The organism is Streptomyces corynorhini, assembly GCF_003346515.1.
Lineage (GTDB): Bacteria > Actinomycetota > Actinomycetes > Streptomycetales > Streptomycetaceae > Streptomyces > Streptomyces corynorhini.
Genome location: NZ_QQNA01000097.1, coordinates 15103 through 38974 on the forward strand (window position 1 = coordinate 15103; position 23872 = coordinate 38974).

22 protein-coding genes and 1 pseudogene are annotated in these 23872 nt (G+C 70.7%); 19 read left to right on the forward strand and 4 right to left on the reverse strand.

Annotation, left to right across the window (positions count from 1 at the left end; translation table 11 throughout):
* Nucleotides 1-78 precede the first annotated feature (78 nt).
* Nucleotides 79-555, forward strand: coding sequence for a hypothetical protein (locus DVH02_RS13695; protein ID WP_233518211.1), 477 nt, complete (start codon nucleotides 79-81; stop codon nucleotides 553-555).
* Between the two features lie 133 nt (nucleotides 556-688).
* On the opposite strand, the pseudogene DVH02_RS13700 reads toward DVH02_RS13695, so the two are convergent.
* From DVH02_RS13700 to DVH02_RS13710, 3 genes and pseudogenes are all read right to left on the reverse strand, one after another.
* Nucleotides 689-952, reverse strand: a pseudogene (locus DVH02_RS13700) (tyrosine-type recombinase/integrase); the annotation flags it as partial.
* Nucleotides 953-1072: 120 nt separating this feature from the next.
* Nucleotides 1073-1855: a GntR family transcriptional regulator gene (locus tag DVH02_RS13705; RefSeq protein WP_114624079.1), complete on the reverse strand. Its 783-nt coding sequence runs from the start codon at nucleotides 1853-1855 to the stop codon at nucleotides 1073-1075.
* Nucleotides 1852-2394 carry a GntR family transcriptional regulator gene (locus DVH02_RS13710; protein ID WP_114624080.1) on the reverse strand — a complete coding sequence of 181 codons (543 nt, stop codon included), beginning with the start codon at nucleotides 2392-2394 and terminating at the stop codon, nucleotides 1852-1854. Before DVH02_RS13710 ends, DVH02_RS13705 begins: the two co-directional genes overlap by 4 nt.
* Nucleotides 2395-2681: 287 nt before the next feature.
* On the opposite strand from DVH02_RS13710, the gene DVH02_RS13715 reads away from it, so the two are divergent.
* From DVH02_RS13715 to DVH02_RS13770, 12 genes are all read left to right on the forward strand, one after another.
* Complete coding sequence (locus DVH02_RS13715; RefSeq protein WP_114624081.1) at nucleotides 2682-2981, forward strand: hypothetical protein; 300 nt, start codon at nucleotides 2682-2684, stop codon at nucleotides 2979-2981.
* Nucleotides 2982-3094: 113 nt separating this feature from the next.
* Nucleotides 3095-3391, forward strand: coding sequence for an ATP-binding protein (locus tag DVH02_RS13720; RefSeq protein ID WP_233518212.1), 297 nt, complete (start codon nucleotides 3095-3097; stop codon nucleotides 3389-3391).
* A gap of 240 nt (nucleotides 3392-3631) precedes the next feature.
* On the forward strand, nucleotides 3632-4513 hold the full coding sequence (locus tag DVH02_RS13725; RefSeq protein ID WP_114624083.1) for an LLM class F420-dependent oxidoreductase: 882 nt from the start codon (nucleotides 3632-3634) through the stop codon (nucleotides 4511-4513).
* Nucleotides 4514-4690: 177 nt separating this feature from the next.
* Complete coding sequence (locus DVH02_RS13730; RefSeq protein WP_114624084.1) at nucleotides 4691-6070, forward strand: nitrate/nitrite transporter; 1380 nt, start codon at nucleotides 4691-4693, stop codon at nucleotides 6068-6070.
* A gap of 129 nt (nucleotides 6071-6199) precedes the next feature.
* Entirely contained in the window at nucleotides 6200-7345 is a 1146-nt protein-coding gene (locus tag DVH02_RS13735) for a uroporphyrinogen-III synthase (RefSeq protein WP_114624085.1), read from the forward strand.
* A gap of 144 nt (nucleotides 7346-7489) precedes the next feature.
* Nucleotides 7490-8026: a GNAT family N-acetyltransferase gene (locus DVH02_RS13740; RefSeq protein ID WP_114624086.1), complete on the forward strand. Its 537-nt coding sequence runs from the start codon at nucleotides 7490-7492 to the stop codon at nucleotides 8024-8026.
* A gap of 265 nt (nucleotides 8027-8291) precedes the next feature.
* Nucleotides 8292-8930 carry a CGNR zinc finger domain-containing protein gene (locus tag DVH02_RS13745; RefSeq protein ID WP_114624087.1) on the forward strand — a complete coding sequence of 213 codons (639 nt, stop codon included), beginning with the start codon at nucleotides 8292-8294 and terminating at the stop codon, nucleotides 8928-8930.
* Between the two features lie 329 nt (nucleotides 8931-9259).
* A complete protein-coding gene (locus DVH02_RS13750; RefSeq protein WP_114624088.1) occupies nucleotides 9260-9847 on the forward strand; it encodes a sigma-70 family RNA polymerase sigma factor in 588 nt (195 codons plus the stop codon).
* Complete coding sequence (locus DVH02_RS13755) at nucleotides 9844-10689, forward strand: anti-sigma factor family protein (RefSeq protein ID WP_114624089.1); 846 nt, start codon at nucleotides 9844-9846, stop codon at nucleotides 10687-10689. Before DVH02_RS13750 ends, DVH02_RS13755 begins: the two co-directional genes overlap by 4 nt.
* A gap of 62 nt (nucleotides 10690-10751) precedes the next feature.
* Complete coding sequence (locus DVH02_RS13760; RefSeq protein WP_407697622.1) at nucleotides 10752-13316, forward strand: HelD family protein; 2565 nt, start codon at nucleotides 10752-10754, stop codon at nucleotides 13314-13316.
* A gap of 529 nt (nucleotides 13317-13845) precedes the next feature.
* Nucleotides 13846-15264 (forward strand): NAD-dependent malic enzyme, encoded by a 1419-nt coding sequence (locus DVH02_RS13765; RefSeq protein ID WP_114624091.1) that lies wholly within the window; start codon nucleotides 13846-13848, stop codon nucleotides 15262-15264.
* 431 nt (nucleotides 15265-15695) lie between these two features.
* A complete protein-coding gene (locus tag DVH02_RS13770) occupies nucleotides 15696-15977 on the forward strand; it encodes an HU family DNA-binding protein (RefSeq protein ID WP_004571953.1) in 282 nt (93 codons plus the stop codon).
* A 142-nt stretch (nucleotides 15978-16119) separates the two neighbouring features.
* On the opposite strand, the gene murA is transcribed toward DVH02_RS13770, so the two are convergent.
* The gene (gene murA / locus DVH02_RS13775) at nucleotides 16120-17460 is read right to left on the reverse strand and encodes a UDP-N-acetylglucosamine 1-carboxyvinyltransferase (RefSeq protein ID WP_114624092.1); all 1341 of its coding nucleotides are present in this window, start codon (nucleotides 17458-17460) and stop codon (nucleotides 16120-16122) included.
* A 275-nt stretch (nucleotides 17461-17735) separates the two neighbouring features.
* Here murA and DVH02_RS13780 point away from each other — a divergent pair, with 275 nt between their 5' ends.
* The 6 genes from DVH02_RS13780 (at nucleotide 17736) to DVH02_RS13805 (ending at nucleotide 23821) form a co-directional block, all read left to right on the forward strand.
* Nucleotides 17736-18296, forward strand: coding sequence for a YqgE/AlgH family protein (locus tag DVH02_RS13780; RefSeq protein WP_114624093.1), 561 nt, complete (start codon nucleotides 17736-17738; stop codon nucleotides 18294-18296).
* A gap of 122 nt (nucleotides 18297-18418) precedes the next feature.
* Nucleotides 18419-18718 carry a DUF3039 domain-containing protein gene (locus tag DVH02_RS13785; protein WP_114624094.1) on the forward strand — a complete coding sequence of 100 codons (300 nt, stop codon included), beginning with the start codon at nucleotides 18419-18421 and terminating at the stop codon, nucleotides 18716-18718.
* A 195-nt stretch (nucleotides 18719-18913) separates the two neighbouring features.
* Nucleotides 18914-20218, forward strand: coding sequence for an extracellular solute-binding protein (locus tag DVH02_RS13790; RefSeq protein ID WP_114624095.1), 1305 nt, complete (start codon nucleotides 18914-18916; stop codon nucleotides 20216-20218).
* A 5-nt stretch (nucleotides 20219-20223) separates the two neighbouring features.
* Entirely contained in the window at nucleotides 20224-21201 is a 978-nt protein-coding gene (locus DVH02_RS13795; RefSeq protein ID WP_114624096.1) for a carbohydrate ABC transporter permease, read from the forward strand.
* Between the two features lie 2 nt (nucleotides 21202-21203).
* Nucleotides 21204-22037 carry a carbohydrate ABC transporter permease gene (locus tag DVH02_RS13800; RefSeq protein ID WP_114624111.1) on the forward strand — a complete coding sequence of 278 codons (834 nt, stop codon included), beginning with the start codon at nucleotides 21204-21206 and terminating at the stop codon, nucleotides 22035-22037.
* A gap of 11 nt (nucleotides 22038-22048) precedes the next feature.
* Nucleotides 22049-23821, forward strand: a complete 1773-nt coding sequence (locus DVH02_RS13805; RefSeq protein ID WP_114624097.1) for a beta-N-acetylhexosaminidase — start codon at nucleotides 22049-22051, stop codon at nucleotides 23819-23821.
* Nucleotides 23822-23872 lie beyond the last annotated feature (51 nt).

A 23872-nucleotide genomic window follows, 5' to 3' on the forward strand; every position in this document is an offset into this window, starting at 1 on the left:
GAGTCGACGATCCGCGAGTTCTCGGAAAGTGCAAGTTCAGGCCAGATGAGGATTTTTGTAGCCTCGTGCGCAGAGCGAATGGCCCAACTCTTCACCGGTCTGGTAGGCACCAACGCTGATCGATCTCAGGACGTCGAGTTGGCGATCCGCTGCATGGATCTACTCTGGCAATCCCAGCCCCAAATCTCGTGGGATGAAATCGCCGAGAGTTTCAGCTCGTTGCCAGAGCTGGCGGGTGACGAGGAGCCGCCTGGCTTGCTGGCGTACGCCTACGACGCAGCCGCCACGTTGTATTACGCGGCAAGATATAGAGAGACTGGTAATTTGGTAGATGTGGCCAGTTGCTCAAACCATGCACTAAATTCGGCTGAATACATCTCGGAAGAGTTGGACGACCGGGTGGATAGGTACGAAATCGAGCTCCAAAATCAAATGGCTGACATCGCCTTGCTGTCCCGGACCGGCAACCCTGATGAGCACGAGTTCATTCAGTCGCTGAGGGGTCGTGCACGAGAATTTGCACGTGCAAGGCTGACTGAACTGACTTCAGCATAATTGGGCGTATTTTTCACCCCTGCCTTTCCTCGCGGGAGGGTGCCTAACTCGAAACTGATAAACGCTACAGATGTCCCACCGATGAAAACGGTGGTGCATCTGTAGCGTTTGACGGCAGTAGTTGACGGCAACGTCAGCGGACGGGCGCGGCGCAGAGGGGTGGTTCGTCGTCGTCGGGCTCGCCGGTGATCTCAGCGGGATTACGGAGGGCGTTACCAAGAAGGTCGATGGCGTCGCGCTGGAGGCGGAGCCGGAGGTGGGCGCAGACGGTGGCGGTGACGCCGATGTGGGCGTGGCCGAGGAGTTCCTTGATCACGACGAGTTCCACCCCTTGCTCCAGGAGGAGTGTCGCCGCCGAGTGTCGGAGGTCGTGGAACCGGATGCGGCGAAGTCCCGCGACGGGAACCCTTGCTACCTCAGCACCGACGGCAGGGCTACCTCTCCCCCTCGCCGACAGCATCGAAGAAGTACAACTCGAACCCCGCTTGCGTCTGCACTTGCCGAATGGATGTGTGCGTCACTCCGGAATGAACTCGTAGCGCAGTTCGTACAGATGGCCCGCCTTGGCCATCACCGTGACTTCGATCGGCCGCTCGTCGTCCCCGTACACCGTGCGCAGCGTTCGCAGGATCGGCAGGTCGCCGGGGAGGTGGAGTGCCTCGTACTGCTCGCGCGTGGGGACGCGGGCGGAGATGTGGTCGACGCTGAGCCGGGGTGGGTGACCCAGCGTGGTCAGGAGTGTGGGAGCGCCGCCCTTGATGCGGTGCGGGTCCATGAGCGCGGTGCCCCGGGCGATGTCCAGCGGGTAGTACGCGTGGACGAGTTCGACCGGCTCGTCGTCCAACGTCAGCACCTGGAGGCGGAGCAGAGCCGTACCGCCGTCCGGCAGGCGCAGCGCTGACGCGACGTCCGCGGGAGGTACGGTCTCGGCGACGCCGAGGATCTCGCTCCGCGCCACTCCGCCCCGCTTGGCGGTCTCGGCGAGCCACGGGTAGGGCTCATCGGCGCCGGCCGGTGTCATGGATGAGGCGGGGCGCACGGTCAGTTGGCGGTGTTCTCGTACGGTCACGGCGGCGCCCGCACGTCCGACGACCAGCCTTTCGTCCTTGAGGAGTTGCACCGCCTTCTGCACCGTGGCATTCGAGGCGCTGAATCTTTCCTTGAGTCGCACGGTGGACGGCAGCCGGGTTCCCGGTGCGAGGTCTCCGGTCATGATCTCGTCGCGCAGATCGGCCGCGATCCGCTCGTGGAGGGACCGGCGGTCGTGCGTGTTCTCTTCGGGGAGCGGCACGGTCGTCATTCGATCCTCATCTCGTAGCGCAGCCGTTGCCGGTGTCCCGGCATCGTCATCATGTCGACCTGGATGGGACGGTCCTGGCTGTCGAAGGTGACCCGGGTCAGGCGGAGTGCCGGTTCGCCCGGTTCGGTGTGCAGGGCTTCTCGTTCGTCGGCGTTCGGCAGGTGGGCCGTTACGTCCTCCTGGACGCGTACGCCGATGTGTCCCAGCTCGGCGAGGAGCGTGACGGCGCCGCCGGGGATCTTCGCCGTTCCGGCGAGGCGGGTGTCGCGTGCGATCGGCGCTGGGTAGTACGTGTCGGTCAGCTCGCAGGGCCGGCCCTCCAGGTACATCACCCGCCGCCGGACGACGACCGCCTCGCCCACGGCGATCCCGAGCCGCTCGGCCACCTCCGTCGGCGCCTCGACCTCGCCCGCGCTCACGATCCGCTGGCTGCCGCGCCTGCCGCGCGCGGCCAGTTCCTCCGTCCAGGCGTCGGGCCGGGCTTCGTGTCGCGGGGTCAGGTACGGCATCGAGGTGCTGACCCAGTCGCCGGTGTTCATGACGTCCTCCTGTGCGGCTGACGGATCTGGACCTTGCTGCTTTACACGGTAAGCGAGTTGCTCCGGCGGGGGTGCCGTAGCGCAAAGCTTGCCGCTTTTCGCGAATAGCGGTATGTTTTTGGAGTTGGGTCAGCTCGGGACCACGCGGTGATACGTGCTGTCTCTGTCCGCCGAACGGGACAGGGAAGAGCCGTCCTCCGTGGCCAACTCCGGGTGTGAACAGCAGAAACCCCGGCGACGCGGAAGACGTCCCGGGGCATGGCCAACGCTTTGAAGGAGCGTGGACAGTGAGTGAGTTTATCGTTCGTCTCTTCGGGCCGCTGTGGAGTGGCCTGTTCCCCTCGGCCGGACAGCGACGGGAGCCGCTGGGCCGGTCTCCGATTCCGGTGGACTTGCGCTTCGAGGTGGATCGGCCGGTGGTCGTGTTCGTCGAGAGCTGCCTGGTTGAACCAGATGGTGCGCATCGTGCCCTGCTCCAGCCATGCGTCCGCGCCGAGTTCGAGCGCTGGGAGCGGGTGCGGCAGTGGCGTCGGAGGCAGCGGCGCAGGGCCCTGTGGCTGGGCGCGTACGGTGCGGAGGCGGCCTGATGGGACGCCTCCGGAATCCGGGTGGGGACGCTGTTGTGCTGCGGTGGCGGCGGCATCCGGGCAGTGTCGGTCTGGCGCGGCTGGAGTTACGTAAAACACTCGCCGGGTGGGGGATGGGCGCGCTGGAGGAGCCGGCGGTGCTGGTCCTCTCCGAGCTGGTCACCAATGCCGTGCGCCACGCCCGTGTGCCGGTCGGGCGGGAGATCGAGACGCGGTATCTCGCCGTACCGGAAGGTCTGCGCCTGGAGGTGCATGACGCGTCCTCCGAGCGGCCCAGGCTCCAGCGGGCTGCGCCGGGCGCGTGCGGCGGCCGAGGGCTGGTCATTGTGGATGCCCTGGCCGATCGGTGGGGCGTCGCGGACCGTGCGGGTGTGGGCAAACTGGTATGGGCACAGCTGTGTTCCTCCTGAGCCCTGGGCGTCGTCTCGCCCTTCGCCGGGCACCGTTCCTCATCGGTGGTCTGAGGTGTTTGCTCCGCGTCCGTGCTGTCCGGCGGCGCTCACGCTGTCCCTGGGGATGCTGCGCCCTCGTCCCGTACACCCGGACGGGTGGGGCACCGGGGGCCTCGCGTGGAATAGGGCCGGGCCCGGCCTGGTTGGCGGGGATCGTTGGGGGACATGACATCCGCTGGGCATGAGGGAGACACACCGATGGCCGCTCTGCGAGACACCGTGGGACCGTACGGGATCTGGAGTGCCGAGCTGCGCTCCGAGGATCCCGCCCTGCGGGACGAGATTCCCGAGGCCGCCGCCGAGTTGGAGGAGCTGGGGTTCGGGGCCGTGTGGCTCGGGGGGAGCAGTGGGGTCGAGCATGCGGTGCCGTTGGTGGAGGCCACCTCACGGCTCACCGTCGCCACCGGCATCCTCAGCATCTGGCAGTACGAGCCCGCCGACGCGGGCGCCCGGTTCCTGGAGCTGGAGGCCGCGCGGCCCGGGAGGTTTCTGCTCGGGATCGGGGCCAGCCACGCCAAGCTCGCCGCCCAGTACAAGCGCCCCTACTCCGCGATGGTGCGCTACCTCGACGGTCTCGACGCCGCCGGGGTGCCCGCCGGGCGTGTGGTGCTCGCCGCGCTGCGGCCGCGGATGCTGGAGCTGTCCCGGGACCGGGCCGGCGGGGCGCATCCGTACCTCGTCACGCCCGAGCACACCGCGCACGCCCGCGAGCTGCTGGGGCAGGGGCCGCTGCTGGCGCCCGAGCTGAAGGTCGTCCTGGAACGGGACCCGGAGATCGCGCGGAGCACCGCCCGCGACTATCTCGCCAGGTACCTCGCGCTGCCCAACTACACCAACAGCTTCCTCGAACTCGGCTTCACCGAGGAAGACTTCGTCGGCGGCGGCAGCGACCGGCTCATCGACGCCGTGTACGCGTGGGGCGACGACGCGCGCGTCCGCGACCGTATCGACGCCTTCCGCGCCGCCGGGGCCGACCACGTCGCCCTCCAGATCGTCCGCCCCGACGCGGGCACGGGCGCCGGGGCCCCGGCGGCCCTTCCCCGGGACGAGTGGCGGCGGCTCGCCGCCCTCCTCGGCTGAGACCTCCTCGGCTGAGGGCCGAGACCCCCTCGGCCGTGGCCACCGGCGCGCGACCGCTCACAGCCGGCCCCGCCACCGGGTGAGAGCAAGGTTGCGCGCCGGTCACCGGGCGGCACCGGGGCGAAACGCGGCGTCCCTACGGTCGGGGTCACCATTCGATCCCGCCCGGGAGGCGTGATGACAGCCCCGACCACCACCACCGATCCGCGCAAAGGGGGCCGCTGGATCGAGCAGTGGGATCCGGAGGACGAGACCTTCTGGCGGGAGAGGGGAGAACGGATCGCCCGGCGCAATCTGGTCTTCTCCGTACTCTCCGAACACATCGGGTTCTCCATCTGGACCCTCTGGTCGGTCATGGTCCTGTTCATGGGGCCCGAGTACGGAGTCGACCCGGCCGGGAAGTTCTTCCTGATAGGCACCGCCACCCTGGTCGGCGCGATCGCACGCGTCCCCTACACCTTCGCCGTGGCCCGCTTCGGCGGCCGGAACTGGACCGTCCTCAGCGCGCTGACGCTGCTCCTGCCGACCGGCGCGGCGTACGCGGTGATGGAGCCTGGGACCTCGTACACCACGTTCCTGGCCGTCGCGGCCCTCACCGGCGTCGGCGGCGGCAACTTCGCCTCGTCGATGACGAACATCAACTCCTTCTTCCCGCTGCGCGCGAAGGGCTGGGCGCTCGGGCTCAACGCGGGCGGCGGCAACATCGGCGTGCCGGTGGTGCAGCTGATCGGGCTGCTCGTCATCGGGACCGCCGGGGCCACGCACCCGCGGATCGTGCTCGGCGCGTACCTCCCGCTGATCGTGATCGCCGCCGTGTGCGCGGCGCTGTTCATGGACAACCTGGGGCCGGTCCGCAACGACACCGGCGCCGCCGGGGAGGCGCTGCGCGACCGGCACACCTGGATCATGTCGCTGCTCTACATCGGTACGTTCGGTTCGTTCATCGGATACAGCTTCGCCTTCGGCCTGGTACTCCAGACCCAGTTCGGCCGCACCCCGCTGCAGGCCGCCTCGCTGACCTTCATCGGGCCGCTGCTCGGCTCACTGGTCCGGCCCGTCGGGGGCAGGCTCGCCGACCGGTACGGCGGCGCCCGCATCACGCTGTGGAACTTCGCGGCCATGGCCGTCGCGACCGGCGTGGTGGTCCTCGCCTCGCTGGTCGAGTCGCTGAGCGTCTTCCTCGTCGGGTTCGTGGCGCTGTTCCTGCTCACCGGAGTCGGCAACGGCTCCACGTACAAGATGATCCCGGGCATCTTCAAGGCGCGGGCGCTGGACCGGGGGATGACGGGCGAGGCCGCCGACGCGTACGGCCGACGGCTGTCCGGGGCGTCCATGGGGCTCATCGGGGCGGTCGGCGCCCTCGGCGGGCTCGCCATCAACCTGGTCTTCCGCCAGTCCTTCCAGACGGCGGGCACCGGGACGTCGGCGTTCGTGGTGTTCCTCTTCTTCTACCTGGGATGCTTCGGACTCACCTGGGCGGTATACCTTCGGAAGGGGGACGCCGGCGGGTCCGTGGCGGCGCGCACCGAGCCCGGTCTCAGCTACGCGGGGGTGTGAGCCGCCGGGCGCGCGCCGCGCCGCGTCACCGGCTCGACCGATGACGTAACTCGCGGGAAACGCCGGAGCACCCGGCCTGTCACGCGCCCTTGGCAGGCTCGGCCACCACGGTCGGCGGTGAGGAGAGGTATGGACGGGGACGGTCAGCGCCACGGTCCGCTCGCGGGGTTCACCATCGGGGTCACCGCGGCCCGCCGCGCCGACGAGCTGGGCACCCTGCTCAAGCGGCGCGGCGGCACCGTCGTGCACGCCCCCGCCTTGCGGATCGTGCAGCTCGCCGACGACGCGGAGCTGCTCTCCGCGACCAAGGAGCTGATCGCGCACCCGCCCGACACCGTCGTCGCGACGACGGCCATCGGCTTCCGCGGCTGGGTGGAGGCCGCCGACGGCTGGGGGTACGGCGAGGACCTCCTCTCCTGCCTGCGCGGGGCCGAACTCCTCGCGCGCGGGCCCAAGGTCAAGGGCGCCATCCGGGCCGCCGGGCTCACCGAGGAGTGGTCACCCACCTCCGAGTCCCTGGCCGAGGTGCTGGAACGCCTCCTCGGCCAGGGTGTCGAGGACCGCCGGATCGGGCTGCAACTGCACGGCGAGCCCCTGCCCGGATTCGTGGAGGCGCTCCGGGTCGGGGGCGCCGACGTCGTCGTCGTACCCGTCTACCGGTGGATGCCGCCGGAGGACCTCGCCCCCGTCGACCGGCTGATCGAGGCGACCGTCGCCCGCGCCGTGGACGCCGTCACCTTCACCAGCGCGCCCGCCGCCGCCTCGCTGCTCTCGCGCGCCGAGGAGCGCGGACAGCTGACGGAGCTGCTCGCGGCCCTGCACCACGACGTGCTCGCCGCCTGCGTCGGGCCGGTGACGGCGCTGCCGCTCCAGGCGCGCGGCATCGACACCGTCCAGCCGGAGCGCTTCCGGCTCGGGCCGCTGGTGCAGGTGCTCTGCGCGGAGCTGCCGGGACGGGTCCCGACGCTGCCGGTGGCCGGGCACCGCGTCGAGATCCGCGGCCATGCCGTGCTGGTGGACGGTGAGCTGCGGCCGGTGCCGCCCGCCGGGATGGCGCTGCTGCACGCGCTCACCCGGCGGCCCGGCTGGGTGGTCTCCCGGGCCGAGCTGCTGCGCGCGCTGCCGGGCGCCGGGCGCGACGAGCACGCCGTCGAGACGGCGATGGCCCGGCTCAGGACCGCACTGGGCGCGCCCCAGCTGATCCACACCGTGGTCAAACGCGGCTACCGGCTGGCGCTCGACCCGTCGGCCGGCTCCAAGTACGCGGACGTCTGAGCGCCGGGACCTTCGAGGCCGCCCACGCGTCAGGGCCCGGCCCCTCCCGGCCCGTTGCCCGGCGGACCGGGTGCGTACTCCGGGCCCGGCGGGTCCGGCGAGTACGGCTCGCGGCGGGCGGTGAGCGCTCGGTACCGTACGGACATGGCCAACGACCCCGACCTCTCGATACTCTTCCGGCCCGCCACCCTGGACGATGCCGAGGCGCTCACCGAGGCCCTCATCCGCAACCGCGAGCACCTGCGGCCCTGGGAACCGGCCCGTCCCGCCGACTTCTTCACCGCGCGCGACCAGGCCAACCGGCTCGGCGATCCGTCCCTGCGGCGCTGGATCTTCACCGAGGGCGCGCGCGTCGTGGGTGCGGCGACCCTCTCCAACATCGCGCTCGGCTTCTTCCGCAGCGCCAATCTGGGCTACTGGATCGACAGCGACTACACCGGCCGCGGCCTGGCGACCCGCGCCGCCGAGGAGATCTGCCGGCTGGCCAGGGACGAACTCGGCCTCCACCGCGTCGAGGCAGGCACGCTCCTCGTCAACACGGCCTCGCAGCGGGTGCTCGTGAAATGCGGCTTCGAGCTGATCGGCACCGCGCCGCGCTATCTCCACATCGCCGGGGAGTGGCGCGACCACCGTCTCTATCAGCGCATCCTGCACGACGGCCCGCCCAACGCCGCCGCCTGACGCCGCCCGAGACCGCCGCCCGAGGTCGCCCGAGACCGCGCCTGACGCCTCCCGACGCCTCCCGATTCCTCCTGACGCCTCCCGACGCCGTCTGGCGCGGTCGCCGCACGGCCACGCCGCCGCCCCCCCCGAGGCATCCATTTCCCGCCCCGGCGGCGGGGTTTCGGCCCCGCCGCCGGGGAGGCACTCTGGAACGGGAGGGCGGCCCGCCGACGCGGGACGGCCCCACCGGTCGACCGGTCGATCCCGAGGCGGTGAACGGCACATGGCGGCGGGCAGGGCGGCGGGCAGGGGCGCGGGGGCGGTTCCGTACGCGTGGCGATTCGACTCGGGGCGGATCTGCCTTGACCTGGTGGCCACCGGTGAACCAACCTTCAGGGGATGCGGAAGACTTGACTCCGCCATACCGCTCGGACAGTGGCTGATTGCCGCCGGTCTGCTGCCGGAGAGAACGCCGCTCGCGGCCGTCGACGCGGACTGGGTCCGCTCCTTCGCCGAACTCCGCTCGAACCTGGGACAATTGGTGCGCGCCGAGATCGACGGGCGCCCGTCGGGGACCGCGCTGGAGGCCGCCTTGGAGCGCGTCAACGCCCTCGCCTCGGCGGCGCCGCCGGGCATCAGGGCCGTACGGGACGAGCGCGGCGCTCTCGTCAGGGAGTTGTGCGCGGCGCCCCGCTGCGGGGCGCTGCTGGCCGCTGTGGCCAGGGATGCGGTGGAGCTGCTCACCGATCCGGCCGCGCGGGCCAGGTTGCGCCAGTGCGAGGGTGACAGCTGTCTGCGCGTCTATCTGGACACGTCCCGCGGCGCGCGCCGCCGTTGGTGCTCCAGCGAGGTCTGCGGCAACCGCGAGCGCGTCGCCCGGCACCGGCGCCGTACGACCGTACGCCCCGCCCCGTCCGCCTGAGCTTTCCCGAACCGCCCCAAAGCGGGCGCGTGTGGGGTCGTCGTCGCGTCGGCGAGGCGGGCCGGGCTGCGTTCCACACCTCGATTTCGCAAGGTTCTTGCGCGATTTTCAGCCAACTCTGCGCGCTTCCTCCTCGGCTTCCCGACAGCTTCTCCATGAGTCGCACACGATTCCTCCGTGGGTCCCGGATCGGCGCGAACCCCCACGTGTCGCCTTCCGGCCGCCATAAAAGATCTTGAAAGAATTTCTCCGGCCGTTGAGTACGGGCACCCCGGCTTCCGTAGTGATGAGGGAGAAGCAGCCAAGAAGGTCTCGACCGGGAGGTTTAGGTGCGCAAGGATGCGGCCGTGGCCGATGACCGCCCTCACCGGGCCCGACACCGGAGCGCGACACCGCGCACCAATACTCCCGCTCCCGATGAGGAGTTGATGCGAGCGCTGTACCGCGAACATGCCGGACCGCTGCTCGCCTACGTCATGCGCCTCGTCGCGGGCGACCGCCAGCGGGCCGAGGATGTCGTACAGGAAACGCTCATCCGTGCCTGGAAGAACGCCGGCCAGCTCAATAGGGCGACCGGCTCTGTCCGACCCTGGCTGGTGACGGTCGCTCGGCGGATCGTCATCGACGGACACCGCAGCCGGCAGGCCCGGCCGCAGGAAGTCGATCCGTCGCCGCTGGAGGTCATGCCCGCGGAGGACGAGATTGACAAGGCGTTGTGGCTGATGACGCTCTCGGATGCGCTGGAGGATTTGACCCCCGCCCACCGGGAAGTACTCGTGGAGACGTACTTCAAGGGGCGTACGGTCAATGAGGCTGCCGAGACCCTCGGCATACCCAGCGGGACCGTGCGTTCCCGGGTGTTCTACGCACTGCGTTCCATGAAGCTCGCGTTGGAGGAGAGGGGGGTCTCGGCATGACCACGCACGAGCAGTACGGACTGGGCGACGAAAGTACTGTGCATGAAGCCGTCGGAGCGTATGTTCTCGGCATTCTGGACGATGCCGAGGCGACGGCGTTCGAGGCGCATCTGGCGGGCTGCCGGATCTGCGCCGTCCACCTGGAGGAGTTCTCCGGGATGGAACCGATGCTCGCCATGCTGGCGGACACGCCGTCCGATCGTTTCTCCGTACCCGAATCACTGCCGGGCCCGCTCGGCGCGCCCGCCAAGCCGGTCGTCGTGCCGCTCGCCCAGCTGCCGACGCCGTCCGTCTCCGTACAGCCGAGCCCGCAGCTGCTCGGCAGACTGGTCGACGAGGTCGCGGTCAAGCGCGCCAAGCGCAAGCGCCGCGGACTGTACCTCGTGGCCGCCGCCGCGGTGCTGATCATCGGCGGACCGGTGGGAGCCGTCGTGGCGACCTCCGGCGACTCGTCGCCCGGCAGCAACCAGGCGGCGTCCCGTAATCCGGCCGACGACTTCAAGAAGCTGACGGCCAAGGTGGCGGCGACCGACCCCACCACCAAGGTCAGCGCGAGCGTCGCCACCGAGGCCAAGCTGTGGGGCACCCGCACCGCCCTGGAGCTGAAGAACGTCAAGGGCCCGCTCAAGTGCAGCCTCATCGCCGTCTCCAAGACCGGTGAGGAGGAGGTCGTCACCTCCTGGTCGGTGCCCGAGTGGGGGTACGGGATCCCGGACAGCCCCAATGAGAACGGCAAGAAGCCGCTCTACGTGGAGGGCGGTACGGCCATGGACAAGAAGGACATCGCCCACTTCGAGGTCCGGACGTTCGACGGAGACCGATTGGTGGAGATCCCTGCCTGACATCCCCGCCCCCTTCGCGTACGGTTGACGGCTGCCCAACGCACGTCATGAAGGGGGCCTCGGTGGCCGCGCAGGATGCCGCTGTTCAATCGGCTGGACCCGCCGTCGATCCCGTGCGCGACACGGGGCACGACTCCGTACGCGACCGTGAGATCGGTGTCGAACAGCACCATCTGGACCAGGTGTACCGCCGCCTCGAGGAGAAGATCCACGAGGCGGAGTTCCTGATGAACGACGCCGCCAAACGGGGACAGGTCGGCACCCCGGGAGCCCTCGCGGAGCGGGACGCGCAGGTCTTCCGGGCCGGTATCCACCTCAATCGGCTCAACAACGAGTTCGAGGACTTCCTCTTCGGCCGGATCGACCTGCTGCGCGGCAAGGACGGCAAGAAAGGCCCGGACGGCGCCTACACCTCGGTCGAACCGGCCGACGACGCCATCCGGGCCGACCGCGCCGCCGAGATCGCCGAGACGCTGCACATCGGCCGGATCGGCGTCCTGGACTCCGACTACTCGCCGCTGGTCATCGACTGGCGCGCGCCCGCCGCCGCGCCGTTCTACCGCTCCACCCCGGTGGACCCCGGGCGGGTCGTACGGCGCCGGGTCGTGCGCTCCAAGGGCCGCAAGGTCCTCGGCGTCGAGGACGACCTGATGCGCCCCGAGCTGACCGCCTCGCTGGACGGCGAGCCGCTCGCCGTCATCGGCGACGGCGCGCTGATGGCCGCGCTCGGCCAGGCCCGCAGCCACACCATGCGGGACATCGTCTCCTCCATCCAGGCCGAACAGGACCTGGTCATCAGGGCCCCCGCCGCCTCCGTCACCGAGGTCGCGGGCGGCCCCGGCACCGGCAAGACGGCCGTCGCGCTGCACCGCGCCGCCTATCTCCTCTACCAGGACCGGCGGCGCTACGCGGGCGGCATCCTCATCGTCTCCCCGACGCCGCTGCTCGTCGCGTACACCGAAGGCGTGCTGCCCTCGCTGGGCGAGGAGGGGCAGGTGGCGATCCGCGCGGTCGGATCGCTGGTGGACGGCGCCGAGGCCACCGCGTACGACGAACCGGCCGCGGCGCGCGTCAAGGGCTCCGCCCGGATGGTCAAGGTGCTGCGCCACGCGGCGAGAGGCGCCCTGGAAGGGGCCGCGGAAGCCACGGGCGCGGGAGGCCGCCGCGGCCGGAGCCGGGGCGGGCGGCGCGGCGGCGCGGGACAGGACGGCTCGGGTCAGCTCGCCTTCGGCGAGATCGAGACCGAGATCGAGACCGAGGCCGGAGCAGGGACCGCGACCGGGATCGGGGTCGGACCAGGGACCACGACCGGGGCAGGCGCCGACGGCGCCACCGCGGCCGTACGGACCGACCGGCTCCGCGTCGTCGCCTTCGGCCGACGGCTGGAGCTGGAGGCCGAGGAACTGCACCGGATCCGGCAGTCCGTGCTCAGCGGTACCGCCCCGGTCAACCTGCTCAGACCCCGGGCGAGACGGCTGCTGCTCGACGCCCTGTGGGCCAAGTCCGGTGCCGCGTCGCGGGCGGGGGAGTACCTCTCCAAGGGAGACGCGGAGCTGGCCGCCGAACTGCGCGGCGGCTTCGACGACGACCTGACCTCCGAGGACGCCTTCGTGGAGTTCCTGGACGCCTGGTGGCCCGAGCTGACGCCGCGCGGTGTGCTCGCCGCGATGGCCGACGAACGGCGGCTGGGCCGCTGGACGCGCCGGGTGCTCAACCAGGGCGAGAGCAGACGGCTGGCCCGCTCGCTGCGGCGGCTCGGCCCGGACGGCACGGGCCCGCTCTCCGTGCACGACGTGGCGCTCCTGGACGAGCTGGAGACGCTGCTGGGCGCCCCGCCGCGCCCGCGCAAGCGGCGCGACCTCGACCCGCTGGACCAGCTCACCGGGCTGGAGGAGCTGATGCCGCAGCGCGAGGAGTCGCAGCGCGAGCGGGCCGAGCGGCTGGCGGCGGAGCGTACGGAGTACGCGCACGTCATCGTGGACGAGGCGCAGGACCTGACCCCGATGCAGTGGCGGATGGTCGGCCGCCGCGGCCGGCAGGCCACCTGGACGGTGGTCGGCGACGCCGCGCAGTCCTCGTGGTCCGACCCGGACGAGGCAGCCGAGGCCCGCGACGAGGCGCTGGGCGCCCGCCCGCGCCGCCGCTTCACCCTGACGGTGAACTACCGCAACCCGGCCGAGATCGCCGAACTGGCGGCCAAGGTGCTGGCGCTGGCCATGCCCGGCATGGAGTCCCCGCGAGCGGTGCGCTCCACCGGCGTACGCCCGCGCTTCAGCGTCGTGCGCGACGGCGATCTGGCCGCGTCCGTACGGGAGGAGGCGCGGCGGCTGCTGGAGCGGGTGGACGGCACCGTGGGCGTCGTCGTCGCCATGCACCGGCGCCAGCAGGCGGCGCGCTGGCTGGCCGGGCTCGGCGAACGGGTGGTCGCGCTGGGCAGCCTTGAGGCCAAGGGCCTGGAGTACGACGCGACGGTCGTGGTCTCCCCCGCGGACATCGCGGACGAGTCCCCGGCGGGCCTGCGGGTGCTGTACGTGGCGCTGACGAGGGCGACGCAGCAGCTCACGGTGGTCTCGGCGGCCCGGGACGAGCCGGACGCGGACGGCGTGCCCGACCTGCTCCGCGACTGAGCCGCGGGCCGTTGGCGGGCCTGCTGAGGACCTGCTGGGGCCCGGGACGGGCCTGCGACGGGCCTGCGAGGGGCCCGCGAGGGGCCCGCGACGGGCGCTCGGCGGGGCCGGTCGGCGTCCCCGCCGCACATCTCGCCCAAACGCGTGTTCGGAATGAGCGAGATTGACCCCGAGTCAACTCGTATGGAGGGAATCACTTACCGGGGTGGTTTGTTAACCTGGGGGTGGCACCGACTCGATCCAAGCCCCCGGGCCCAACCTTCGTCGCTTCGAGCGACCACTTGCCGCGAGGCGAGCATGGCGGGTCGGTGCCACCTCACGTAGTCACGCAGGCGTGTCCGACGCGCCGAGCAGGCCCCCGCCACTGAGTGGCGGGGGCCTGTTTTCGTCTCGCATCATGGACGACGGGTTCCGTAGATAAAGGTCTTTACCTGTTACCAGTCGGTAGGTGCGACCATCTGAAGGTCTCTCCGGTCCGCTGGGCCGGACGGGGCGGCAATGAGGTAGGGAAAGAAGAGGGAACACGGTCATGGCAACGGCGCCCAGCGTCTCGTACTCGATGACAGTCAGGCTGGAGGTCCCCGCGAGCGGTACCGCGGTCTCCCAGCTGACCACGGCCGTGGAATCCTCCGGCGGCTCGGTGACCGGCCTGGACGTGACCGCCTCCGGCCACGAGAAGCTGCGGATCGATGTGACCATCGCCGCCAGCTCCACCGGGCACGCCGACGAGATCGTGGAACAACTGCGGGGGATCGAGGGCGTGACCCTCGGCAAGGTCTCCGACCGTACGTTCCTCATGCACCTCGGCGGCAAGATCGAGATGCAGTCCAAGCACCCCATCCGCAACCGTGACGATCTTTCCATGATCTACACCCCGGGTGTGGCGCGGGTCTGCATGGCGATCGCGGAGAACCCCGAGGACGCCCGCAGGCTCACCATCAAGCGCAACTCGGTGGCGGTCGTCACCGACGGCTCCGCCGTGCTCGGCCTGGGCAACATCGGCCCCAAGGCCGCGCTGCCCGTGATGGAGGGCAAGGCGGCCCTGTTCAAGCGGTTCGCCGGCATCGACGCCTGGCCGATCTGCCTGGACACGCAGAACTCCGACGAGATCGTCGCGATCGTCAAGGCGATCGCGCCCGGCTTCGCGGGGATCAACCTGGAGGACATCTCCGCGCCCCGCTGCTTCGAGATCGAGGCGCGGCTGCGCGAGGCGCTGGACATCCCGGTCTTCCACGACGACCAGCACGGCACCGCGATCGTCGTCCTCGCCGCGCTGACCAACGCGCTGCGCGTGGTCGGCAAGGGCATCGGCGACGTACGGGTGGTCATGTCCGGCGCGGGCGCCGCCGGTACGGCGATCCTGAAGCTGCTCATCGCGGCGGGCGTCAAGCACGCCGTGGTCGCCGACATCCACGGCGTGGTGCACGCGGACCGTGAGGACCTGGTGGCCGCCGCCCCCGACTCGCCGCTGCGCTGGATCGCCGACAACACCAACCCCGAGGGCGTCACGGGCACGCTCAAGGAGGCCGTGCGCGGCGCCGACGTGTTCATCGGCGTCTCGGCCCCCAACGTGCTGGACGGCGCCGACGTGGCGGCCATGGCGGAGGGAGCCATCGTCTTCGCGCTGGCCAACCCCGACCCGGAGGTCGACCCGACGATCGCGCGCGAGACGGCCGCCGTGGTGGCCACGGGCCGCTCCGACTTCCCCAACCAGATCAACAACGTGCTGGTCTTCCCCGGCGTCTTCCGCGGCCTGCTGGACGCCCAGTCCCGTACGGTCAACACGGACATGATGCTGGCCGCCGCCACCGCCCTCGCGAACGTGGTCGGCGAGGACGAGCTGAACGCGAACTACATCGTCCCGTCGGTCTTCAACGACAAGGTCGCGGGCGCGGTGGCCGGGGCGGTCAACGAGGCCGCCAGAGCGGACGGCGTGGCCCTCGCCTGAGGGCAGGCGCGCCGGGCGGCCGACGGTGTGTCCCGTCCACCCGGATGGGCGCACCGCGCAGGTGAAGCGCGTGATCACGGTCACGCTACCCACCACTGCGGTACATCTCACGTCCGCCCGGTGCCCGGCGCGTCGCGATTCGCCGGGCCCCACGCACCCCTTTAGGCTCTGCCAGACGGGACTTTCGCAACGCGCTCCAGGCTCCAAGGAGTCTCCACAGAGTCGACGGAACGTCACGACGACGAGGCAGAGGTGCTTTTCGTGTGGCTCCGGAGGGTGCCGGATTGGCTTTCCCGCCGCTGGTGGGGGCAGGATGCGTATTCGGGCGCGAGGGTCTGGCAGCAGACCCGGGTCCGGGGACTGTCCGAGGGCCCTGGCAGCATCGGCTTCGATCTCACGCCTACAGGCAAGAAGAACACGGGAGTAACAACATGAACCGCAGTGAGCTGGTGGCCGCCCTGGCCGACCGCGCCGAGGTGACCCGCAAGGACGCCGACGCTGTGCTGGCCGCTCTCGCCGAGACGGTCGGTGAGGTCGTCGCCAAGGGCGACGAGAAGGTCACCATCCCCGGCTTCCTGACCTTCGAGCGCACCCACCGTGCCGCTCGCACCGCTCGTAACCCGCAGACCGGCGACCCGATCCAGATCCCGGCGGGCTACAGCGTGAAGGTCTCCGCGGGCTCCAAGCTCAAGGAAGCCGCCAAGGGCAAGTAGCACCCATGGTCCGACAGCGCCGGTGAACGACGCTGGGCCACACGCAGGGGCGGCCGTCCGATCCGGACGGCCGCCCCTGCTGTGTTCGGCCGTCAGAAGCCGTCAGAGGGCCGTTCGGCGTGCGCGCGCTGTGCGGGTCCGGTCAGGCGACCGAGGGGCCGGGCAGCTCCACCTTGGCGCCCAGCTCGACCAGCTTGTCGAGGAAGTTCTCGTAGCCGCGGTTGATCAGATCGATGCCGTGCACCCGCGAGGTGCCCTGCGCGGCCAGCGCCGCGATCAGGTACGAGAAGCCGCCGCGCAGGTCGGGGATGACCAGATCCGCGCCCTGGAGCTTGGTGGGGCCCGACACCACGGCGGAGTGCAGGAAGTTGCGCTGCCCGAAGCGGCAGTCCGAGCCGCCCAGGCACTCCCGGTAGAGCTGGATGTGCGCGCCCATCTGGTTGAGCGCGGAGGTGAAGCCGAGCCGCGACTCGTACACCGTCTCGTGGACGATGGACAGCCCCGACGCCTGTGTCAGGGCCACCACCAGCGGCTGCTGCCAGTCGGTCTGGAAACCGGGGTGCACGTCCGTCTCCAGCGCGATCGCGTTGAGCGAGCCGCCCGGATGCCAGAAGCGGATGCCCTCGTCGTCGATCTCGAAGGCGCCGCCCACCTTGCGGTAGGTGTTCAGGAACGTCATCATCGACCGCTGCTGGGCGCCCCGGACGTAGATGTTGCCCTCGGTGGCCAGCGCGGCGGACGCCCAGGAGGCGGCCTCCAGCCGGTCCGGCAGCGCCCGGTGCGTGTAGCCGTCCAGCCGGTCGACCCCGGTGATCCGGATCGTCCGGTCGGTGTCCATCGAGATCATCGCGCCCATCTTCTGGAGGACGCAGATCAGATCCTCGATCTCCGGCTCCACGGCGGCGTTCGACAGCTCGGTGACGCCCTCGGCCAGCACGGCCGTCAGCAGCACCTGCTCGGTCGAGCCCACCGACGGGTACGGCAGCCGGATCTTGGTGCCGCGCAGCCGCTGCGGGGCTTCCAGGTACTGGCCGTCGGCCCGCTTCTCGATCGTGGCGCCGAACTGGCGCAGCACGTCGAAGTGGAAGTCGATCGGCCTGCCGCCGATGTCGCAGCCGCCCAGACCGGGGATGAACGCGTGGCCGAGCCGGTGCAGCAGCGGGCCGCAGAAGAGGATCGGGATGCGCGACGAGCCGGCGTGGGCGTCGATGTCGGCGACGTTGGCGCTCTCGACGTGGGTCGGGTCGAGGATCAGCTCGCCCGGTTCGTCGCCGGGGCGCACGGTCACGCCGTGCAGCTGGAGCAGTCCCCGTACGACCCGCACGTCGCGGATGTCCGGCACGTTGCGCAGCCGGCTCGGGCCGCTGCCGAGCAGGGCCGCGACCATGGCCTTCGGAACCAGGTTCTTCGCGCCTCGGACGCGGATCTCGCCCTCCAGCGGGGTTCCACCGTGGACAAGCATTACATCGTCTGTGGCGGTCATGAATCTCGCGTTCCGGAGTGGGCGGGCAGGTGGTCAAGGAAAAGGGTAAGGGGCGACAACCCCTGTCCCGTAAGGCCCGGGGCGGATGGGACACGTAATGGACATGTAACGGTAGAGGCGGCGCCACGCAATGTGGGGGAGCCCTCGCGGAGGGTCACCGGGCGAGTTTCGTCCGCCCGCGCGCGCCCCTCCGTCACCCCGCGCTCCGCAGCGGGTTCACGCCCACTGTGCCGGGCGCGCCCCACGGAGGGCGAAGATGCGGGATCATGTGTCGCATGACCGAGGTGTCCTCGCTCACAGGGCGGTTGCTTGTCGCGACACCCGCCCTGGCGGATCCGAATTTCGACCGCGCGGTGGTCCTCCTGCTCGACCACGACAAGGAGGGTTCCCTCGGCGTGGTCCTCAACAGGCCCACCCCGGTGGGCGTCGGGGACATCCTGGAGCCCTGGGGGGAGCTGGCGGGCGAGCCCGGCGTGGTCTTCCAGGGCGGGCCCGTCTCGCTGGACTCGGCGCTGGCGCTCGGCGTCATCCCCGGCGCGGAGGGCCCGTTGGGCTGGCGCCGGGTGTACGGGGCGATCGGGCTGGTCGACCTGGACGCCCCGCCCGAGCTGCTGGCGCGGGCGCTCGGCTCGCTGCGGGTCTTCGCCGGATACGCGGGATGGGGCCCCGGCCAGCTGGAGAACGAGCTGCGCGAAGGCGCCTGGTACGTCGTGGACTCGGAGCCGGGCGACGTCTCGTCGCCGCGCCCCGAGGGGCTGTGGCGGGCGGTGCTGCGCAGACAGCGGGGCGAGCTGGCCATGTTCGCCACATATCCGGACGATCCCTCCCTCAACTGAGGGATTGGCCTGATGGTGCCGCCCACGCCCCCGGCGTGTCGGCGCGATGCGTGAGCACTCGGCTCCGGAGTGCATGGACCCGGGCCGCCGTGAACCGCCCGGCGTGGGTACCCTTGGCTCCCATGAGCACTCTTGAGCCCGATCGCGGGGCAGGCACGGGCACCCTCGTGGAGCCGACACCACAGGTGTCGCGTGGCGACGGCGACCACGAGCGCTTCGCCCACTATGTCCAGAAGGACAAGATCATGGCGAGTGCCCTTGAGGGCACTCCCGTGGTGGCACTGTGCGGGAAGGTCTGGGTACCGGGGCGCGACCCCAAGAAGTATCCGGTCTGTCCGATGTGCAAGGAGATCTACGAGTCCATGGGTCCCGGTGGGGACAAGGACAAGGGCAAGGGCGGCAAGGACGGCGGCAAGAAGTAGCCGACCGCGCCTCCGTCACGAGGCGGCCCCCGGAACGCGTGAGCACGGCGCGCTCCGGGGGCCGTTCGCGTGTGCCGGTGGCTCATTGGTCGAGACCACTTGTGGGCACGTTCCGGCCGTGCGTACCCTCCTGCCAGTTGTGCAGCACGAAACGCTCGTTGCGTACGTTGCAACGCCGACTCGTAGGGATCCCGGATGAAGCTCTCTGCCCGCCTGATCGCGCCCCTCGCGGCGCTCGTGCTCGCCGGACTCACCGTCACCGGCTGCGCCCCGCAGACCTCCGACACCGGCGCGACCAAGGACGAGAAGAGCGGCACCCTGCGTGTCTGGCTCTTCCAGGAGGTCGGCAACAAGCCCAAGGAGCGCGTCGTCGACGCCGCCGTGGCCGCCTTCCGGGAGAAGCACACGGACGCGAAGGTCGAGATCGAGTACATCCCCGTCGAGACCCGCGCCCAGCGCGTCAAGGCCGCCTTCAACGACCCCAAGAGCGCCCCCGACCTCATCGAGTACGGCAACACCGACACCGCCGGGTACGTGAAGGACGGCGGACTCGCCGACATCAAGGCCGAGTTCGACGCCTGGGGCGAGGCCGAGGACACCGACCCCACGGCCCGGCAGTCCGTGACGGTCGGCGGCGGGATCTACGGAGCGCCGCTCTTCGTCGGCGTACGCGCGCTCTACTACCGCACCGACGTCCTCAAGGAACTCGGGCTGCCCGTCCCCACCTCGCAGGCCGCGCTGATCTCCACGGCCAAGAAGATCCACCGCGCGAAGCCGGGGCTGTACGGGCTCGCGGTGGGCGGCGCCTACACCTACGGCGCGATGCCCTTCCTGTGGGCCAACGGCGGCGAACTCGCCGAGGAGAGCGGCGGTACGTTCAAGGCCGCCGTCAACAGCCCGGCCGCCCGCAAGGGCATCGAGGCGTACACCTCGCTCTTCGGCGACGACAACTGTCCGGCCGCCAAGTGCGCCTCCATGGGAGGCAACGCGACCGTCACGGCCTTCGCGTCCGGCAAGGCCGCCATGGCCATCGGAGGCGATTTCAGCCACAGCGCGGTCGAGGAGGGCGCGGTGAAGGGCAAGTACGCCGTCGTGCCGCTGCCCGGCGTCGCGGCGGGCTCGATCGCCCCCGCGTTCGCGGGAGGCAACAACATCGGCGTCCTCAAGAGCAGTTCGCACCGCACCCTCGCCGTCGAGCTGATGAAGTCCCTCACCGGCAAGAAGACCCAGGCCGAACTCTTCGACGCGATGGGCTTCCTGCCCACGTACACCGACGTACGGGCCGCCTCGGCCGAGAAGCAGCCGTTCGTCGCCCCCTTCGTGAAGACCCTCGGCGCGGGCGCCAAGTTCGTCCCCGCGTCGGCCGGCTGGGCGCAGATCGACGCCTCGCTGGTGCTGCCGACGATGTTCCAGGAGATCGTCAGCGGCCGTAAGGGCGTCGCCGCCGCCTCGGACGACGCGGCCCGGAAGATGGACGCGGCGTTCTCCTCGGCGGGCTGACCGCCATGACGAACGACACGGTGTCCGCCGACACCGCGCCGGGCAGCGCCCTGCGCCCGCGTACGCCCGTGCGCGCGCCCGCTCGCGAGCGCCGTACCCGGCGCGTGGGCGCGGGCGGCTGGACGCCCTGGCTCTACCTCGCGCCCGCGCTCGTCGTCCTCGGCGGGCTGCTCGTCTACCCGATCTACCAACTCGGCCTGATCTCCTTCCTGGAGTACACCCAGGCCCAGGTCAGCGGCGGACAGCCCACCACGTTCAAGGGGCTGGGCAACTACGCCACGCTCTTCGGCGACGGCGAGTTCTGGCAGGTGCTGCTCGCCACCGTGCTGTTCGCCGCCGCGTGCGTCGTCACCACCCTGGCGGCGGGCTGCGCGCTCGCCGTCCTGCTGACCCGGGTACGGGCGCTGCCGCGCCTCGCGCTGATGCTCGCCGCGCTCGGCGCCTGGGCCACCCCGGCGATCACCGGCTCCACGGTCTGGGTCTTCCTCTTCGACCCCGACCACGGCCCCGTCAACCGGCTGCTCGGCCTGGGCGACTTCTCGTGGACGTACGGCCGCTACAGCGCCTTCACGCTGGTCCTGCTCGAAGTGGTCTGGTGCTCGTTCCCGTTCGTGATGGTGACCGTGTACGCGGGCATCAGGGCGATCCCCTCCGAAGTGCTGGAGGCCGCCTCGCTCGACGGCGCCTCGCAGTGGCGGACCTGGCGCTCGGTCACCGCGCCGATGCTCCGGCCGATCCTGGCCGTCGTCACCATTCAGTCGGTCATCTGGGACTTCAAGGTCTTCACCCAGATCTATGTGATGACCAATGGCGGTGGAATCGCGGGACAGAATCTCGTGCTGAATGTCTACGCCTATCAGAAGGCGTTCGCGTCCTCGCAGTACAGCCTCGGCTCGGCGATCGGCGTCGTCATGCTGCTGATTCTGCTGGCGGTCACGCTCGTATACCTGCGTATCGTCCGACGCCGGGGAGAAGAACTGTGAACCTGCTCGGTATTCGCCGTCCCTGGCGGCTGCTGGCCGAGGCGTCCGCCCTCGTCATCGCCGTGATCGTGGCGTTCCCGCTGTACTGGATGGTGCTGTCCGCGGTGAAACCGTCCGGCGAGATCCAGTCCACCTCGCCGCGGCCCTGGACGCTCTCGCCGTCCCTGGACTCGTTCCGCCGGGTCTTCGAACAGCACGAATTCGGCCGCTACTTCCTCAACAGCCTGCTGGTCGCGGTCACGGTCGTACTCGCCTCCGCGCTCATCGCCTTTCTCGCGGCGACCGCCGTGACCCGGTTCCGCTTCCGGTTCCGCACCACCCTGCTGATCATGTTCCTGGTCGCGCAGATGGTGCCGGTCGAGGCGCTGACCATTCCGCTGTTCTTCCTGATGCGGGACGCCGGGCTGCTCAACACGCTCGGCTCACTGATCCTGCCGCATCTGGCCTTCTCGCTGCCCTTCGCCATCTGGATGCTGCGGGGATTCGTCAAGGCGGTCCCCGAGGCGCTGGAGGAGGCCGCGTACATCGACGGGGCGAGCCGCACCCGCTTCCTGTGGCAGATCCTCTTCCCGCTGGTCTTCCCCGGGCTCGTCGCGACGAGCGTCTTCTCGTTCATCTCGACATGGAACGACTTCCTCTTCGCCAAGTCCTTCATCATCAGCGACACCTCGCAGTCGACCCTGCCCATGGCGCTGCTGGTCTTCTTCAAACCGGACGAGAACGACTGGGGCGGGATCATGGCCGCCTCCACCGTGATGACCGTACCGGTGCTGGTCTTCTTCGTACTCGTACAGCGCCGCCTGGTCTCCGGGCTGGGCGGCGCCGTCAAGGACTAAGGACGGACGACATGGACCTGATCCCCGAACCCCTGCGCTCCTGGCCCGCGCCGCGCGGCGGCGCCACCGGAGCCGCGTTCCCGCTCGACGCCGAGACCGCCGTCGAGGCCGGGACCGGCACGGAGGGCGTCGCGCGGTGGTGGCGTACGTACGTGGGCGCCGCGACCGGGCTGCCGTTCCCGGACGCCTCCGGCGCCACCGCCGACAACCTCGTCGTCCTGGAGATCGACCCGGCCGCCGGGCGCGAACTGGGGCCCGAGGGCTACCGGATCACCGTCGACGACGCCGAGGTCCGCGTCGCGGGCGGCTCCGCCGCCGGGGTCTTCTGGGGCGCGCAGACCCTGCGCCAACTGCTCGGCGCCGACGCCTTCCGCGCCGCGCCCACCGGGGCCGGGCGGCAGTGGTCCGTACCGACCGGGGTCATCGAGGACGCGCCCCGGTTCGCCTGGCGGGGGCTCATGCTCGACGTGTCCCGGCACTTCACGCCCAAGGACGGCGTGCTGCGCCAGCTCGACCTGCTCGCCGCCCACAAGCTGAACGTCTTCCACTTCCATCTCACCGATGACCAGGGCTGGCGGATCGAGATCGAGAGCCACCCGAAGCTGACCGAAATCGGTGCCTGGCGGGCCCGAACCCGGTGGGGGCACCGCGCCTCCGAGCTGTGGGAGGAGAAGCCCCACGGCGGCTACTACACCAAGGCGGATCTCCGCGAGATCGTCGCGTACGCCGCCGAACGGCACATCACCGTCGTGCCCGAGATCGAGATCCCCGGGCACTCCCAGGCCGCCATCGCCGCGTACCCGGAGCTGGGGAACGCCGACGTGCCCGACGCGGACGGCACGGACGGCGCGGACGGCACGGGCGGCACGGACGGCACGTTCGGCACCGGCGGCGGCGTCACCGTCTGGGACAGCTGGGGCGTCAGCCCCCACGTACTCGCCCCCACCGCACACGTCCTGCGCTTCTACGAGGACGTGTTCGAGGAGGTCCTCGACGTCTTCCCCGCCGCGACCTCGCCGTTCATCCACGTCGGCGGCGACGAGTGCCCCAAGGACCAGTGGCGCGCCTCCCCGGCCGCCCAGGCGCGGATCGAGGAGCTGGGGCTGGCCGACGAGGACGCGCTCCAGGCGTGGTTCATCCGCCACTTCGACCGGTGGCTCGCCGCGCGCGGCCGGCGCCTGATCGGCTGGGACGAGATCCTGGAGGGCATCAACCTGGTGGACGGCGCGGCGGAGAGCGGCGCGGTCGAGGGCGGCACGGCGGGCACCGGCCTGTCCCCGGGCGCCGCCGTCTCGTCCTGGCGCGGGTACGCGGGCGGGATCGCCGCCGCGAAGGCGGGCCACGACGTCGTCATGTGCCCGGAACAGCAGGTGTACCTGGACCACCGTCAGGCACCCGGCGACGACGAACCGATGCCCATCGGCTACGTGCGCACCCTGGAGGACATCTACCGTTTCGAGCCCGTACCCCCGCAGCTCACCCCGGAGGAGGCGGCCCATGTCCTCGGTACCCAGGCCAACGTATGGACCGAGGTGATGCAGGACCGTTCCCGCGTCGACTACCAGGTCTTCCCCCGGCTCGCCGCCTTCGCCGAGGTCGCGTGGTCGGCCCTCCCCGCCCCCGGGGAACGTGATTTCGCCGACTTCGAACAGCGGATGGCCGAGCACTACCGGCGGCTGGACGCCCTCGGGGTCGAATACCGGCCGCCCGGTGGCCCGTTGCCCTGGCAGCGCCGCCCCGGAGTGCTGGGACGCCCGCGGGAGGGGACGCCACCGGTCGGGTGACCCGACCGTGTGAACGCGGCCGGTGCATGCGGACAAGTCACCCAAGAGCCG

What these genes read in the sequence shown, in the direction of transcription:
- DVH02_RS13695 (WP_233518211.1), top strand. Translation starts at nt 79, where the DNA reads ATGGCCCAACTCTTCACCGGTCTGGTAGGCACCAACGCTGATCGATCT.
- DVH02_RS13705 (WP_114624079.1), bottom strand. Translation starts at nt 1,855, where the DNA reads ATGACGACCGTGCCGCTCCCCGAAGAGAACACGCACGACCGCCGGTCC.
- DVH02_RS13710 (WP_114624080.1), bottom strand. Translation starts at nt 2,394, where the DNA reads ATGAACACCGGCGACTGGGTCAGCACCTCGATGCCGTACCTGACCCCG.
- DVH02_RS13720 (WP_233518212.1), top strand. Translation starts at nt 3,095, where the DNA reads ATGGGCGCGCTGGAGGAGCCGGCGGTGCTGGTCCTCTCCGAGCTGGTC.
- DVH02_RS13725 (WP_114624083.1), top strand. Translation starts at nt 3,632, where the DNA reads ATGGCCGCTCTGCGAGACACCGTGGGACCGTACGGGATCTGGAGTGCC.
- DVH02_RS13730 (WP_114624084.1), top strand. Translation starts at nt 4,691, where the DNA reads ATGACAGCCCCGACCACCACCACCGATCCGCGCAAAGGGGGCCGCTGG.
- DVH02_RS13735 (WP_114624085.1), top strand. Translation starts at nt 6,200, where the DNA reads ATGGACGGGGACGGTCAGCGCCACGGTCCGCTCGCGGGGTTCACCATC.
- DVH02_RS13740 (WP_114624086.1), top strand. Translation starts at nt 7,490, where the DNA reads ATGGCCAACGACCCCGACCTCTCGATACTCTTCCGGCCCGCCACCCTG.
- DVH02_RS13745 (WP_114624087.1), top strand. Translation starts at nt 8,292, where the DNA reads ATGGCGGCGGGCAGGGCGGCGGGCAGGGGCGCGGGGGCGGTTCCGTAC.
- DVH02_RS13755 (WP_114624089.1), top strand. Translation starts at nt 9,844, where the DNA reads ATGACCACGCACGAGCAGTACGGACTGGGCGACGAAAGTACTGTGCAT.
- DVH02_RS13765 (WP_114624091.1), top strand. Translation starts at nt 13,846, where the DNA reads ATGGCAACGGCGCCCAGCGTCTCGTACTCGATGACAGTCAGGCTGGAG.
- DVH02_RS13770 (WP_004571953.1), top strand. Translation starts at nt 15,696, where the DNA reads ATGAACCGCAGTGAGCTGGTGGCCGCCCTGGCCGACCGCGCCGAGGTG.
- murA (WP_114624092.1), bottom strand. Translation starts at nt 17,460, where the DNA reads ATGACCGCCACAGACGATGTAATGCTTGTCCACGGTGGAACCCCGCTG.
- DVH02_RS13780 (WP_114624093.1), top strand. Translation starts at nt 17,736, where the DNA reads ATGACCGAGGTGTCCTCGCTCACAGGGCGGTTGCTTGTCGCGACACCC.
- DVH02_RS13785 (WP_114624094.1), top strand. Translation starts at nt 18,419, where the DNA reads ATGAGCACTCTTGAGCCCGATCGCGGGGCAGGCACGGGCACCCTCGTG.
- DVH02_RS13790 (WP_114624095.1), top strand. Translation starts at nt 18,914, where the DNA reads ATGAAGCTCTCTGCCCGCCTGATCGCGCCCCTCGCGGCGCTCGTGCTC.
- DVH02_RS13795 (WP_114624096.1), top strand. Translation starts at nt 20,224, where the DNA reads ATGACGAACGACACGGTGTCCGCCGACACCGCGCCGGGCAGCGCCCTG.
- DVH02_RS13805 (WP_114624097.1), top strand. Translation starts at nt 22,049, where the DNA reads ATGGACCTGATCCCCGAACCCCTGCGCTCCTGGCCCGCGCCGCGCGGC.